A 13462-nucleotide genomic window follows, 5' to 3' on the forward strand; every position below is an offset into this window, starting at 1 on the left:
GTTTGTTCAACGTTTGCGTTAACTCTACGGCTCGTAAGGAATCTCGCCAATTGTCACTTCGAGTGTAAGAGGTTGGCCATCACGCAGCACCTTCATCGGGATAACGGCGCCAGGTCGCAGTTCTGTAACGATATCAAGAACGTTACGTTTGCCTTGTACTGCTTGGCCATTAATCTCCATCAAGATATCTTGTACTTTGAATCCGGCTTGGTTCGCTGGGCCGTTAGGATCCATACCAACCACGATAATGCCCTGTACTTGTTGTGAATCGAACATATGTGCCATTACTGGCGTTACATCACGGCCATCAATACCAATGTAGCCTCGAGTCACCCGACCATCGGCGATGAGTTTTTCCATAATTTTCGCGGTCAGGCGATAGGGGATAGCAAATGAAATGCCGTAGGTGTCGACATCATAGGCTTGTTGTAATGATGCCGTATTGATACCAACAAGCTCGCCGCGCGTGTTCACCAAGGCGCCGCCTGAGTTTCCGTTGTTGATAGCGGCGTCGGTTTGCAGGAAGTCTTGGCGGCCATAGGCACTTAATCCAGAACGCCCCGTTGCGGAGATAATGCCATAGGTTGTGGTTTGCCCTAAGTTATAGGGGTTGCCAATGGCGAGCACGACGTCACCTACCGCTGGATTGTATTCGTCGTTACGCGGGATTACCGGCAGGTTATCGGCTTGAATTTTCAATACAGCGAGGTCAGTGAGTCGGTCTTTACCTAGTAACTGTGCGGTGAAAATGCGTCCATCTTGCAACGCAACAACAACTTGGTCAGCCTGCTCTACCACATGAAAATTGGTAACGATATAGCCCTTGTCGCTCATGATAACGCCAGAACCCAGCCCTTCGGTGTTAAGGAGAAGACGGTTGTTATTGCCGTAGCGGCGAGAGTAGATATTGACAACGGCTGGGGACGCTCGTCGAACTGCGTAATTAAATGAGTACTGTGGAGCGAGTTCGGGTTCACTTGTTGGCAGTGAAAATGCAGGTGTTTTGGTTCGTAAATCCGGCATCGCAACTAGCAATATCGCTGCAGTGACAACGCCAAGTAGAACGGCGCGCGCAAAAAACCGAACCATTATCCTCTCCGAACTTAAATCAATATGTTAAAAGGCTGAGAATAGCATTCTCACTGGGGGAAATGTAGAAAAAAGCACGTATCCCAGCGACTTGAGTTCCAATCTTGCCAATTTGACATAAGGTTGAATGAAAAAACGCCACCTATTTAGGTGGCGTTGTTGATAAACGAACAAATACACGAGGTCTATCGCAGCATCAGATAGAGGTTTGTGTTGTCGCGTTGAACATTCAGGGCTATCGCACCGGAGCTACGTTCGAGTATTTTCCGCAGTTCACCGAGGTTGCTAATGCGTTTTCTGTTCACACCAATGATGACATCATCCGTCATCAGGCCAGCGCGCGCTGCAGGTGAACCCTCACGTACAGAGTCTACCTTGACGCCGCCATCGGTGTTGACTAGCTCCGCACCTTGTAATGCAGAATGTAGATTTTCAGCCGAGAGTCGGTTTTGTGATGACTCTTTCAAGGTCGCAGTAACGGTTAGGTTCTCACCATCGCGCAGGATACCGAGTTTGACCTCTTTGCCTGCGCCTAAGGTAGCGATTTTGGCGCGTAGCTCGCTAAAGCTACGAATCTTCTTACCATTGACAGAGATAATGATGTCACCTGCTTCTATCCCAGCGTCATCTGCGGCGGAGCCAGGGACAACTTGGCTGACAAAGGCGCCATGGTTGGTCTCGTAACCAAATGCTTCTGCGAGTTCAGAGGTTAGTTCACCCCCTTGTACACCTAACATTCCGCGGCGCACTTCACCAAACTCTAAGATTTGATCAACGAGGTTAGAAGCCATGTTCGATGGGATGGCGAACCCGATCCCGACGTTACCGCCATTGGGACCCAAAATCGCGGTGTTAATGCCGATCAGTTCACCGTTTAGATTAACTAGTGCGCCACCTGAGTTACCGCTGTTAATTGCGGCATCGGTTTGGATAAAGTTTTCGAAATTCTCTAAGTTCAAACCGCTTCGGCCGAGTGCCGAAATGATGCCAGACGTGACGGTTTGCCCTAAACCAAACGGATTACCGATGGCAACGGCAAAGTCACCGACGCGCAGTGAGTCTGAGTTTGAGACTTTAATTTCTGTGAGGTTCTCAAACTCATTGAGTTTAAGAAGCGCAATGTCTGACATGGCATCGCTGCCAATAAGATCAGCATCATATTCGCGGCCATCAAAAAGTTGGATGCGAATTTTGTCTGCACCATTGATCACATGGTGATTGGTGACAATATAGCCTTCTTTTGCATCAATAATGACGCCCGAACCTAGGCCGCGAAATGGCCGCTCACGGACTTGCTCTTCAGGGAACTCATCACCAAAAAAGAAGCGAAATGACTCGGGAAGACGTTGGCGAGAAACTTGTTTACCTTCAACGGCAATACTGACTACAGCGGGCGTTACTTGCTCAAGCATGGGGGCAAGGCTAGGTAATGATTGGCCGTTAACCGCCGTCGGTAAGGCTGCATGCGCAGGAAGGCTCGTGGCGAAAAGACCGGATAGGCCGAGTACCAAGGCACTCACTGCAAACAAAGGATTTTTCTTCATGTATCAACTCCAGTATCACAAGTGCTTGTATGACTTGTGTACTGGAGTTTAGTTCCGCATTTTTCAATGGGAAAGGCGGGATTAAATTAACTTACCTTCTCTTTTGGCGCTTCAGGCTCGTCACGTTTTTCTTGCGAAGTTTCTCCGCTTAACAGACCGGTAGCTTCATCAGAGTAATCCTTGGGCGCCTGTGCGATAACCTCTTCTTCAGGGGCTTCTTCTGGCTGTGGCTCTTCTTTCTCTGCCGCTTCTGGCGTCTCATTTTCAACCGGAGTGAGGTGGCTGATACGTGCCGCAAAAGGGTTATCTTGTGCCGGTAAGTTAGGCATTAACTCCGTCGATGTTTTTGCCATATGCTGATACAGCTTGCTGTAATCTTTGGCGATGTTGTCCAATAGGCCTGCACTTTGGGCGAAGTGGTCAACGAGCTCTTGACGGTATTGCTCAAGTTCGTAGCGCGTTTTATCGAGATCTTTTTGAAGATCTTTTTGTTGTTTGGTTTTTCGAGAAAGCAAACGGGTAAGCAGTGCTCCGACTACAATACCGCCTGCAAAATAGAGTAGTGCATTGATGACAGTCATAGTTTAACTCCTCAAGACTTAATCAGGAAAGCCTGTTGCGCCACTATACATGGTATACGGTCGCCATGGTAAACTTGATTGTATAAGGATGTGACATGGAGTTAGGTATGACACCACTACAACGCTATCAGCAAGATTTACAACGAGAAGATTTTTTTGCTGATGCGGCACAAGCGCTCGCCGTTGAGAAATTAGACGACCTATATCAACGACTGTTATCGCATACCGCAGTGTCAGCGTCGACAGAGAAGCGTGCGTGGTGGCAGCGGTTTAAAAAGGCGGCACCGATGGAAGTGAGTCCACCTAAGGGACTCTATTTTTGGGGAGGGGTCGGTCGAGGTAAAACGTATCTGATGGACACGTTTTATGAGTGTTTGCCAACAGAACGAAAAATGCGCGCTCACTTCCATCGATTTATGCACCGTGTTCATCACGAACTGCAAAACTTCAGTGGCCAAAGTGATCCCCTTGAGGCGATCGCTGAGCAGTTTAAGCAAGAGACCGATATCATTTGCTTTGATGAGTTTTTTGTTTCAGATATCACCGATGCGATGTTGCTGGGCACCTTGTTCGAGGCCTTGTTTACAAGAGGGATCTGTTTGGTGGCGACGTCCAATATTCCGCCCCAAGATCTCTATCGCAATGGTTTACAACGGGCTCGTTTCTTACCAGCGATAGCGTTAATTGAGAAGCATTGCGAGGTCGTCAATGTGGATGCGGGTATTGACTATCGTTTGCGCACTCTAGAGCAAGCGGAGATCTATCACTCGCCACTTGATGAAGCCGCGGCAGAAAATATGACACAGTACTTTCAACAGTTGAGTGTGGAGCCCACATCTGCGGGGAAGGCGGTGAATATCAATGATAGAGACTTACCGACCGTAAGAGAGTGTGATGGCGTGGTGCACTTCGAGTTTCATACCCTATGTGAAACGGCACGTAGCCACATCGACTATCTTGAGATTGCCCGTATTTACCACACAGTACTGCTGTCTAATGTCACGCAAATGAGTGAAAAACAAGATGATGCGGCGAGACGGTTCATTGCGATGGTAGATGAGTTCTATGAGCGAAATGTGAAACTGATTATTTCAGCAGAAGTTGCATTGGCTGACCTCTATACTGATGGCAGATTGACGTTTGAGTTTAAACGTTGTTGTTCTCGATTGATTGAGATGCAGAGTCATGATTATTTGGCTAAACCGCACATTCCTTAGGCGGTGACAGGCCTTAGAAAACACGCAGAACAACAGCACATGAAAGCCGAGTTAGCCTATGCTGCGACAAGGCTGACGTACAATTTTGGCGCTTCTAGTGCGCGGAGGAAAAAAAGTCTGGTTTTTTTTAAAAATAAGGTGATTTTTTCTCCACACTTCTCTATAATCTCGCGACCCACAAACCTGTACGACTTTTCGTCGGGAGTACCCATCACTCGAAGGGGTGCGCTGGGCTCTGATACAGTGGGAGCGAAAGCTCCTTGAAGTGAAACTATTTATAATCGGGTAATTCTTAGCATGAAAACTTTCGTTGCTAAACCAGAAACTGTAAAACGTGACTGGTATGTTGTTGACGCTGAAGGTAAAACTTTAGGTCGTCTGGCTACTGAAATCGCATCACGCCTACGTGGTAAGCACAAGCCAGAGTACACTCCACATTGTGACACTGGTGACTACATCATCGTTATCAACGCTGAAAAAGTAGCTGTAACTGGTGCGAAGAAATCAGACAAGATGTACTGGCGTCACTCTGGTTTCCCTGGTGGTATCAAGTCTATCTCTTTTGAGAAGCTGATCGACCACAAACCAGAAATGGTTATTGAGCTTGCTGTTAAAGGCATGCTGCCAAAAGGTCCTCTAGGTCGCGCTATGTACCGTAAGCTGAAAGTTTACGCGGGTGCTGAGCACAACCACGCGGCACAACAGCCGCAAGTACTAGACATCTAATTGGGGATTAACACAATGGCAGAACAATACTACGGCACTGGTCGTCGCAAAAGCTCAGCAGCTCGTGTTTTCATCAAGCCGGGCACTGGTAACATCGTAATCAACAAGCGTAGCTTGGATGAGTACTTTGGTCGTGAAACTGCTCGCATGGTTGTTCGTCAGCCTCTTGAGCTGGTTGAAATGACTGAGAAGCTTGACCTATACATCACTGTTTCTGGTGGTGGTATCACTGGTCAATCTGGTGCGATCCGTCACGGTATCACTCGCGCTCTAATGGAGTACGATGAGTCTCTACGTCCTGCACTACGTGCAGCTGGCTACGTGACTCGTGATGCACGTCGCGTTGAGCGTAAAAAAGTTGGTCTACGCAAAGCACGTCGTCGTCCACAGTTCTCGAAGCGTTAATTTTCCTTATTTGGAAGATTCGCTTACGCGAAGCGTTCAAAAACCCAGCCAATGGCTGGGTTTTTTTATATCTAATAATCAGTTGCGTCAAACGTAGCCACATGCTTTCTCAGTTGTTCTTCTCTAAAACCGGTCCTTCGGTAGCTCTCTCGCGTCCCGAGCTCTTCACCTAGTTTGGCTCATAGGGGAAGTGATTGTTTCGTATCCTAGCTTCAAGCGTTAGCGCATGGCTGGCTCTCACATCTTCAGGTAGCTAGCACAGAGGGAGCTGACGCAGTTATTCTCTCGATTGCGTTTCACTTAATTGCGACTAGACTTCCTTCTGCGGCATGAACAACAAATCACCACTTAGCTTGTTGGTCGCCCTAGTTAGCCATTTTATTAAGTGTGTACATGCATATTTTGGGTTGTGCTTTATTTGACCTGTTTCTGCATTTGCACGTAAAACCACAAAATGTTTACAGATATCACAAATGTTGCAAAAAGGTAGCTTAACCTTGTCAAAAAGTGGGGTCTTTTTTATGATTTGGTTAGGAAATAAGTGGTAGCATATTAAAAAAACAAACATCACATAAAATAATTCACTGTTAGCTGTCGCTCTAGGGACGTATGGATGCACCACCGCCATGCGGGAGCAAATGGGAGTAAAATTGGATGAGCAATGCGCCAGTAAACCTTGGCCGTCGCCGATTTCTTACTGCAACCACTGCGGTTGTAGGAGGGGTTGGGGCTGCCGCCGTCGCTGTACCTTTCATAAAGTCATGGAATCCGAGTGCCAAAGCCAAGGCGGCAGGTGCGCCGGTAGAGATCGATATCAGTAAAATTGAAGCCGGACAAATCATTCGTGCTGAATGGCGAGGCAAGCCTGTTTGGGTTGTGCGCCGTACAGACGATATTGTGCAAGGCTTAAGTGCTCACGCGAGCCAACTGCGTGATCCTGATTCCGATGAACCTCAACAACCGGAATACGCCAAGAATGCGTTTCGTTCTTTGAAACCAGAAATTTTTGTCGCGGTCGGTATTTGTACTCACCTAGGTTGCTCACCCACTTATTTACCTAACAGCTTTGAAGAGCAAGTCCAAGGTGTCTCCGCAGGCTTCTTCTGTCCTTGTCATGGTTCTAAGTTTGATATGGCAGGGCGTGTTTTCCAAAGTGTGCCAGCACCTTTAAATCTGGTGGTACCGCCACACTCTTATATCAATGATCAGACAATTCTGGTCGGTGTTGATGAGGAGACTAGCTAATGAACGCAGTACTCGATTGGATAGAAAAACGTCTGCCAATGATGAATGCTTATAAAAAGCATTTGTCTGAATATCCAATGCCAAAAAACTTCAACTTTTGGTACTTGTTTGGCTCATTAGCCATGTTGGTCTTGGTCAATCAGATCATTACGGGCATTTGGCTCACCATGAATTACGTGCCTTCAGGTGAAGGTGCGTTTGCCTCCGTAGAGTACATCATGCGCGATGTAGAGTACGGATGGTTATTACGCTACATGCATTCAACAGGGGCATCAGCCTTCTTTGTTGTTGTTTATCTACACATGTATCGCGGCCTTATTTATGGCTCGTATCAAAAACCGAGAGAGCTGCTTTGGGTCTTCGGTATGCTTATTTTCTTGGTGCTGATGGCCGAAGCGTTTATGGGGTATCTGCTACCATGGGGACAGATGTCATATTGGGGCGCGCAGGTCATTATTTCCCTATTTGGTGCGATTCCTGTTATCGGCGATGATTTAACCTTGTGGATCCGTGGTGACTACGTGATCTCCGGGGCAACATTAAACCGTTTCTTTGCACTGCATGTGATAGCACTCCCGATTGTACTGTTGTTGCTGGTTGTGTTGCACGTGCTAGCACTGCACGAGGTGGGCTCCAATAACCCTGATGGCATTGAAACTAAGCTACCTAAGGGCAGCAAGGGCGAGGATTACGAGACACAGTTTAAGTTTCACGATTATTACAGTAAGAAGTACGATATTATCGATTCTATTCCTTTCCATCCGTATGGCACGGTGAAGGATATGGTGGGTATCGCTGTCTTCTTCTTCTTCTTCTGTTACGTCATTTTCTTCAACCCAGAAATGGGGGGATATTTCCTAGAGCCACCAAACTTTGAAGCGGCGAATCCTTTAAAAACGCCGGAACACATTGCCCCTGTTTGGTACTTCACTCCGTTTTACGCCATCTTGCGTGCCGTACCGCACAAGCTGTTGGGTGTTGTGGCAATGGGAGCGTCGATTGTCTTGCTCTTCCTATTGCCTTGGTTAGATCGCTGTAAAGTGCGCTCATATCGTTACCGCAGTAAGTTCCACTTAGCGAACATTGTGCAGTTCACTGTCTCCTTTATTGCTCTGGGTATTTTAGGAGCTTTGCCTGCTACGCCAGTGTATACACTGCTTGCACAGATATTCAGCTTGGGTTACTTCATGTTCTTCGTTTTGCTTTTCTTCTATAGCAAGAACGAGGCAACGAGACCTTTACCAGAGAGGGTGACATTCAAATGAGAAAATGGATTTTAATCTTGCTCACTATGTTGCCAGCAGTGGTATTGGCAGCGGGTGGTAGTAGTGTCCCATTGGACAAAGCCAACAATGATCTGAGTGATAAAGCGTCACTGCAAAATGGTGCCAAGCTGTTCATGAACTACTGCTTTGGTTGTCACTCGACACAGTATCAACGCTATGGTCGTGTTGCAGAGGATTTGGGGATTCCAGATGATCTGATGAAAGACAACCTGATCTTCGATCAAAATGCTAAAATTGGCGATCTGATGACCAGTGCAATCTCTGAAGATAGTGCCAAGAAATGGTTTGGTAACCCCGCACCTGATTTAACCATGGTGGCTCGCGTGAGAGGGACTGATTGGATTTATACCTACCTACGCACCTTTTATGTCGATCCGGCGCGCCCATTTGGTGTGAACAACGTTGTTTTCCCTAGTGTTGGTATGCCACACGTATTGGAAGAGCTCCAAGGCACCCCGCATAAAGTGTATGAAGAGCGCTTAATTGATGGTGAAATGGTCAAGGAGTATGTTGGCATTAAGACCGATGGCCGTGGGGAGATGAGTGCAACAGAGTACGATCTTGCCGTGCGGGACTTGGTGAATTTTCTTGAGTACGCGGCTGAACCAATGAAGCTTGAACGACAGCGCCTTGGTTATTGGGTAATGGGATTCCTCGTTATCTTCTTTATTGTGACCTTGCTATTGAAGAAAGAATATTGGCGTGATGTCCATTAATCGTATATTCTAGTGGGTTAGTATCTCGCAATGGGGGCGTTGATTGCCTCCATTGCTTTTTGTATCTTTTGTAGATTTTCTGGAGGGGTTAATGGCTGTTGCTGCCAATAAACGCTCAGTGATGACGTTGTATTCTGATGCTTCTGATATGTACAGTCATCAGACGCGTATCGTTTTGGCTGAAAAAGGGGTTAGCGTTGAGATCGAATTAGTTGATCCAAATAACCTCCCTGAGGATTTGGTTGAGCTAAACCCTTACAAGTCAGTACCAACCTTGGTTGACCGTGAGCTGGCGTTATATCAATCAAATATCATCATGGAATACTTGGACGAGCGTTTCCCTCATCCACCATTGATGCCTGTTTACCCAGTCGCTCGTGGTAATAGCCGCCTAATGATGCATCGCATCGAGCGCAACTGGTATTCTCTGGCAGAAAAGATCGTAAAAGGTACGCCAGATGAAGCGGAAACAGCACGTAAGAAACTGCGTGATGAGTTACTTTCACTAGCGCCTGTTTTTGCTGAATTCCCTTACTTCGTGAGCGAAGAGTTTAGTCTTGTAGATTGCTACCTAGCACCTCTGCTATGGCGTCTACCTGTACTGGGTGTTGACCTTGTCGGTACAGGCGCAAAAGAAGTGAAGAATTACATGACTCGTGTATTTGAGCGTGACTCATTCCTTGCTTCTTTGACTGAAGCAGAGCGTGAAATGCGCTTGGCTGGTCAGTAATGGAATACGACAAACTCACTCCGCAACGTCCATATTTGTTGCGCGCATACTATGACTGGCTGGTGGAGAATGATTTGACTCCCCATCTCGTTGTGGATGCGACGCTTCCGGGTGTACGAGTGCCGACCGAGTTTGTTCGTGATGGTCAAATTGTGCTGAACATTGCACCGCGTGCAGTTGGCAACTTGGAACTCGGTAATGACGCGATCAGCTTCAATGCCCGTTTTAGTGGTCGACCGCATTCGGTTGTCGTGCCTATGTATGCTGCAATGGCTATTTATGCGCGCGAGAATGGTGCAGGTACCATGTTTGAACCTGAACCAGCTTACGCAGTGCAGGAAGATGAGCATGGTTTTGGTGCCAGTATCGAAGAAGCGGATGCAGATTTCGAACCCGCTGCGGAACTAGCAGCGATTGAAACGGAAACTGTCGAAGACGATGACAGTGATCCCGAGCCACCGAGACCTCGTGGTCGACCATCACTACGTGTCGTGAAGTAGATACGGATACGATAAAAAAAGCAGCCAATAGGCTGCTTTTTTGTTTCTCATCGACTGTTTCTTATCTATCGCCACTTATGCACTTAACGGCTGTGAATGACGGTAAAGACTTCGCGTACTCCGTCGATATGACGAACTTTATCAACCAATGTTGTCATTTGTGGCTGCGTGAGGCTCCCAATGAGGAAAACCTCCTGCGCTTCAGTCATCACTTTAACGGCATCATTCTCTATTGTCGTGTCGGCAAGAATCATGCTTTTGATGCGGCCAGTAATCCAAGTATCACGTGATGCAGTGCTGAAATCGGCCAGCGCGCGCGAACGTACTTGATTGTATAGTTGACTGACACCATCAATTTGCTCTACTTCAGCGACAAACTGCGTCAGTAGGAGAGCATCTGGCGCTTGGCCTGCTAAAAAAAGCTCACCTTCATACGCAATGGCGTTGATGCGCAATGCGCCTCTAAATGGCGGTTTATTGGCGATGCCAGCAACATCCATTTCTATCTGTTTATCTTGCCAATGGCTGTTTATATCACGATGCTGGACACAGCCAACGATGGCGATAGCTAACATCAGCAATACGCCGCGTACCCATCTATTACTCATAAGTAACCGAAAAGAGAGTTTGGTCAATCAAGTCACAGATGGTGTGTAGCGTAAACAAGTGGACTTCTTGAATGCGCGCAGTGCGCTGTGAAGGAATACGGATTTCAACGTCTTGCTCACCCAATAAACCTGCCATCTCACCACCATCTTTACCTGTGAGGGCGACAATGGTCATATCACGGGTGACAGCGGCTTCCATTGCCTTGGTAATGTCTTTGCTGTTGCCACTGGTCGAGATCGCCAGCAGAATATCGCCCGCTTGGCCAAATGCGCGTACTTGTTTTGAGAAGATCTCATCATGATGATAGTCATTCGCGACCGCGGTAAGTGTCGTGCTGTCTGCGGTTAGTGCTAATGCCGGAAGGCTGGGCCTTTCTGTTTCGAATCGATTAAGAAGGCACGCAGCAAATTGTTGTGCGTTTGAAGCCGAGCCACCATTGCCACAGCAGAGGATTTTGTTGCCGTTGAGTAGGCTTTGCACAATGACTTGTGAAGCTTTCGCTATCGCATCGGGAATGGCTTCTGCCGCGGCGATTTGGGTTTGAATGCTTTCTGTGAAACTCTCTTTTATGCTATCGAGCATGGTTAACCTTCTTCAAGTATATTCTTTAACCACTCAGTGGTGTTACCAAAGATATATACCACATCAAAGCGGAATGCCGCCATGTGACTATTGATATTTTGTTGTTTTAACCAGAATAAAGCGGTTCGTTTAAGTCGCTTTAGCTTGCGGTGGTCGATGGCATCGAGGCCTGAGCCATACTGTTCAGATTGGCGATATTTGACTTCAATAAAAACCCAAGTGTCGCCATCACGCATAATGAGGTCGATTTCCCCACCGCGAATTTGAAAGTTACGCTGGCAAGCAACGAGGCCCTGACGGCGGAGGTATTGCTCCGCTTGAGCCTCGTAAGCTTGGCCTTTATGGCGGCTACTGAACAGCCTCAATGTGGTTTCCTACAACCCGAGCCCATTCAACATCGCGATTGATGACACACTTCTCCCCGACACTGAGCACACCGGTTTGCCCCGCGGCAGTGTGGCTATCAATAATTTTCATCTGTGGTAGTTCGTTGGTCAACATGTAAGCGTCCATACCAAGTGCGATGAGACGCTTGGTGTTAACTGGGGTTTCTGGCCACAGTTCATTGATGCGGTTTTGGAACTCGCTTGGGTCAGAAATGAGCAGAGGAATATCACTAAACTCTAGCCCTTGAAGTTCAAATAGCTGATCTTCGCGACCTGCGATGGTATTACTACGCGAGCTGGTGAATAGCGTTGGCACTTCCGCCCCTGGGTTAATGGCTACTTCGATAAAGGGCTTAAGCAGCGCGAGCTCAGCTTGTGTTGCAATCATGTAGACCGCATCGACATCACGGCGGCTGCGTTGCTCCGACTCCAGTCCCAAGCCTGTGAGCTTACGCATCTGATTGATGCGAGTTTGGCTCTCTGTCAGCCCAAAGACTTGATTGATCTTCTGCTGTAACTCATTGCGCTTGCGGTAGTACTGGACGTCCCCTTCATAGCCTGTCAGTTGCACCCACTGCTCATTGAAAGCAGAGCTAACGCGTTCACCGTAGCCGCTTTGTGGGCCTAACAATAGAGGGTAGCGGTAGCCATTGTTGTAGAGGTGGATTGCTGCTTGTTGTGCTTCATTCTCCGGTGACAAAGTAAAGTAGCAGGTGTTTGGATCTGCACTGTGATCATCGGGAATATTGAGCGCCAAGGTTGGCAAGTTGATTTCATTCGACTCTTGGAAGTCGGCAATGTTGTTTTTTATCAGCGGACCAACAACGTAATCGATGCCGACATGCTCCATACTCGCGAGTAAATCAGACATTGGCTCCGAGGTGGAGTCGTAAACGGAAATTTTTACTTCGCCGTCTCGACCTTGGTTTTCCAACATGGCAGCAAAGAAGCCATCACGTACCGCATGCCCTTGACGCGCATACTTACCATTCAGAGGGAGCACTAAAGCGATATGTTTGGCCTGCTTAATGTCCATCTCATAGATGGTTTGTAAGCGAGGCGGCATGTGATTGATCGCTGGGTGGAAGCGATTTTGGGTCATCCAGCTACCGAGTTGCTCTTTGAGTTGCAGCGGGCTGTGTGCATAACGTTCTTCGAGCAGGCGAAGTTGAATCCAACCTCGAAGGATGGTTTCCTCGTCTGCAATTGGCGTCGACATGAGTGCATTGCCATCGACTTGAGACAACAGACTCCAGATAGCCTGCCAATTCGCTTCTTGTTGTGTGGCATCGAGATAAGGATCGAGCGCGATGCGCGAGCGAGCCGCGAGAAGAGGCTTGTTGAGCTCGTTAGCCAACTGAGTCCGTACCTGATAGTAACGGCGATACTGCTGATCTTCGAGTTGCCACCAAGGCTGTAAGTTGAGGCTATTCAACGCATCATCGATACGCCCTTGTTGATAGCGAAGGTTTGCTTTAGCGATTTGCCATTCCGCGGTCTGTTTCGGATCCATCCGCAATTGAGCAATCTTATCGAGCTGGCGGTCAGCCTGAGGCAACTGACCATCACGAATCATGGCCTTGAGAGCCAGAATGTGCCAATCCACACCTTGGGTACCCTCACTGCTTTCAGCATTGATAAGGTACTGTTCGATAGTCAAGGTCGCCGGAGATGCAATGTTGGTATTCTCCGGCGTCTTTGGTGTGGTGCCACAGGCTGCAAGGGTGACGGCAAATGCCACCGGTGCAACTAGTCGTGTTACACTTTGACGCTTTTTAGTAAACTTGAGCATTGTTTTTAATTCGACCGTAACAAATTACTCTCTATCTTACTGGCTGAAGAGATC

General features: G+C 47.7%; 15 protein-coding genes. 8 read left to right on the forward strand and 7 right to left on the reverse strand.

The window, feature by feature from the left end:
- Window positions 1-24: 24 nt before the first annotated feature.
- From degS to zapG, 3 genes are all read right to left on the reverse strand, one after another.
- Window positions 25-1089, reverse strand: a complete 1065-nt coding sequence (gene degS, locus TSUB_RS02120) for an outer membrane-stress sensor serine endopeptidase DegS (RefSeq protein ID WP_087016650.1) — start codon at window positions 1087-1089, stop codon at window positions 25-27.
- A gap of 185 nt (window positions 1090-1274) precedes the next feature.
- Window positions 1275-2633, reverse strand: a complete 1359-nt coding sequence (locus TSUB_RS02125) for a Do family serine endopeptidase (protein ID WP_087016648.1) — start codon at window positions 2631-2633, stop codon at window positions 1275-1277.
- Between the two features lie 86 nt (window positions 2634-2719).
- The gene (gene zapG, locus TSUB_RS02130; protein ID WP_087016646.1) at window positions 2720-3214 is read right to left on the reverse strand and encodes a Z-ring associated protein ZapG; all 495 of its coding nucleotides are present in this window, start codon (window positions 3212-3214) and stop codon (window positions 2720-2722) included.
- Window positions 3215-3321: 107 nt separating this feature from the next.
- Here zapG and zapE point away from each other — a divergent pair, with 107 nt between their 5' ends.
- The 8 genes from zapE to sspB all read left to right on the forward strand — a co-directional run bounded on the left by zapE (window position 3322) and on the right by sspB (window position 10039).
- A complete protein-coding gene (gene zapE, locus TSUB_RS02135; RefSeq protein WP_087016759.1) occupies window positions 3322-4431 on the forward strand; it encodes a cell division protein ZapE in 1110 nt (369 codons plus the stop codon).
- A 297-nt stretch (window positions 4432-4728) separates the two neighbouring features.
- Window positions 4729-5157: a 50S ribosomal protein L13 gene (rplM, locus tag TSUB_RS02140; RefSeq protein ID WP_087016644.1), complete on the forward strand. Its 429-nt coding sequence runs from the start codon at window positions 4729-4731 to the stop codon at window positions 5155-5157.
- 15 nt (window positions 5158-5172) lie between these two features.
- A complete protein-coding gene (gene rpsI / locus TSUB_RS02145; protein WP_087016642.1) occupies window positions 5173-5562 on the forward strand; it encodes a 30S ribosomal protein S9 in 390 nt (129 codons plus the stop codon).
- A 654-nt stretch (window positions 5563-6216) separates the two neighbouring features.
- Window positions 6217-6807 carry a ubiquinol-cytochrome c reductase iron-sulfur subunit gene (gene petA, locus TSUB_RS02150; protein WP_087016638.1) on the forward strand — a complete coding sequence of 197 codons (591 nt, stop codon included), beginning with the start codon at window positions 6217-6219 and terminating at the stop codon, window positions 6805-6807.
- On the forward strand, window positions 6807-8072 hold the full coding sequence (locus tag TSUB_RS02155) for a cytochrome b (RefSeq protein WP_087016636.1): 1266 nt from the start codon (window positions 6807-6809) through the stop codon (window positions 8070-8072). Before petA ends, TSUB_RS02155 begins: the two co-directional genes overlap by 1 nt.
- Window positions 8069-8809, forward strand: coding sequence for a cytochrome c1 (locus TSUB_RS02160; protein WP_087016633.1), 741 nt, complete (start codon window positions 8069-8071; stop codon window positions 8807-8809). The genes TSUB_RS02155 and TSUB_RS02160 overlap by 4 nt, the downstream gene beginning before the upstream one ends.
- A 91-nt stretch (window positions 8810-8900) precedes the next feature.
- On the forward strand, window positions 8901-9539 hold the full coding sequence (gene sspA, locus TSUB_RS02165; RefSeq protein WP_087016631.1) for a stringent starvation protein SspA: 639 nt from the start codon (window positions 8901-8903) through the stop codon (window positions 9537-9539).
- The gene (sspB, locus tag TSUB_RS02170; protein ID WP_087016629.1) at window positions 9539-10039 is read left to right on the forward strand and encodes a ClpXP protease specificity-enhancing factor; all 501 of its coding nucleotides are present in this window, start codon (window positions 9539-9541) and stop codon (window positions 10037-10039) included. The genes sspA and sspB overlap by 1 nt, the downstream gene beginning before the upstream one ends.
- Before the next feature lie 83 nt (window positions 10040-10122).
- Here sspB and TSUB_RS02175 read toward each other — a convergent pair whose 3' ends face one another.
- From TSUB_RS02175 to TSUB_RS02190, 4 genes are read right to left on the reverse strand one after another with little or no spacing between them, the layout of a single operon-like run.
- A complete protein-coding gene (locus tag TSUB_RS02175) occupies window positions 10123-10647 on the reverse strand; it encodes a BON domain-containing protein (RefSeq protein WP_087016628.1) in 525 nt (174 codons plus the stop codon).
- Window positions 10640-11230 carry a phosphoheptose isomerase gene (locus TSUB_RS02180; protein WP_087016626.1) on the reverse strand — a complete coding sequence of 197 codons (591 nt, stop codon included), beginning with the start codon at window positions 11228-11230 and terminating at the stop codon, window positions 10640-10642. The genes TSUB_RS02175 and TSUB_RS02180 overlap by 8 nt, the downstream gene beginning before the upstream one ends.
- Before the next feature lie 2 nt (window positions 11231-11232).
- Entirely contained in the window at window positions 11233-11595 is a 363-nt protein-coding gene (locus tag TSUB_RS02185; RefSeq protein ID WP_192867815.1) for a YraN family protein, read from the reverse strand.
- Window positions 11579-13408, reverse strand: a complete 1830-nt coding sequence (locus tag TSUB_RS02190; protein WP_087016624.1) for a penicillin-binding protein activator — start codon at window positions 13406-13408, stop codon at window positions 11579-11581. The genes TSUB_RS02185 and TSUB_RS02190 overlap by 17 nt, the downstream gene beginning before the upstream one ends.
- Window positions 13409-13462: the final 54 nt, after the last annotated feature.

The organism is Thaumasiovibrio subtropicus, assembly GCF_019703835.1.
Classification (GTDB): Bacteria; Pseudomonadota; Gammaproteobacteria; order Enterobacterales; family Vibrionaceae; genus Thaumasiovibrio; species Thaumasiovibrio subtropicus.

Coding starts and splice junctions, on each gene's coding strand:
- sspA (WP_087016631.1), top strand. CDS start 8,901: ATGGCTGTTGCTGCCAATAAACGCTCAGTGATGACGTTGTATTCTGAT.
- TSUB_RS02175 (WP_087016628.1), bottom strand. CDS start 10,647: ATGAGTAATAGATGGGTACGCGGCGTATTGCTGATGTTAGCTATCGCC.
- degS (WP_087016650.1), bottom strand. CDS start 1,089: ATGGTTCGGTTTTTTGCGCGCGCCGTTCTACTTGGCGTTGTCACTGCA.
- TSUB_RS02180 (WP_087016626.1), bottom strand. CDS start 11,230: ATGCTCGATAGCATAAAAGAGAGTTTCACAGAAAGCATTCAAACCCAA.
- sspB (WP_087016629.1), top strand. CDS start 9,539: ATGGAATACGACAAACTCACTCCGCAACGTCCATATTTGTTGCGCGCA.
- TSUB_RS02190 (WP_087016624.1), bottom strand. CDS start 13,408: ATGCTCAAGTTTACTAAAAAGCGTCAAAGTGTAACACGACTAGTTGCA.
- TSUB_RS02160 (WP_087016633.1), top strand. CDS start 8,069: ATGAGAAAATGGATTTTAATCTTGCTCACTATGTTGCCAGCAGTGGTA.
- rplM (WP_087016644.1), top strand. CDS start 4,729: ATGAAAACTTTCGTTGCTAAACCAGAAACTGTAAAACGTGACTGGTAT.
- TSUB_RS02155 (WP_087016636.1), top strand. CDS start 6,807: ATGAACGCAGTACTCGATTGGATAGAAAAACGTCTGCCAATGATGAAT.
- zapG (WP_087016646.1), bottom strand. CDS start 3,214: ATGACTGTCATCAATGCACTACTCTATTTTGCAGGCGGTATTGTAGTC.
- petA (WP_087016638.1), top strand. CDS start 6,217: ATGAGCAATGCGCCAGTAAACCTTGGCCGTCGCCGATTTCTTACTGCA.
- zapE (WP_087016759.1), top strand. CDS start 3,322: ATGACACCACTACAACGCTATCAGCAAGATTTACAACGAGAAGATTTT.
- rpsI (WP_087016642.1), top strand. CDS start 5,173: ATGGCAGAACAATACTACGGCACTGGTCGTCGCAAAAGCTCAGCAGCT.
- TSUB_RS02125 (WP_087016648.1), bottom strand. CDS start 2,633: ATGAAGAAAAATCCTTTGTTTGCAGTGAGTGCCTTGGTACTCGGCCTA.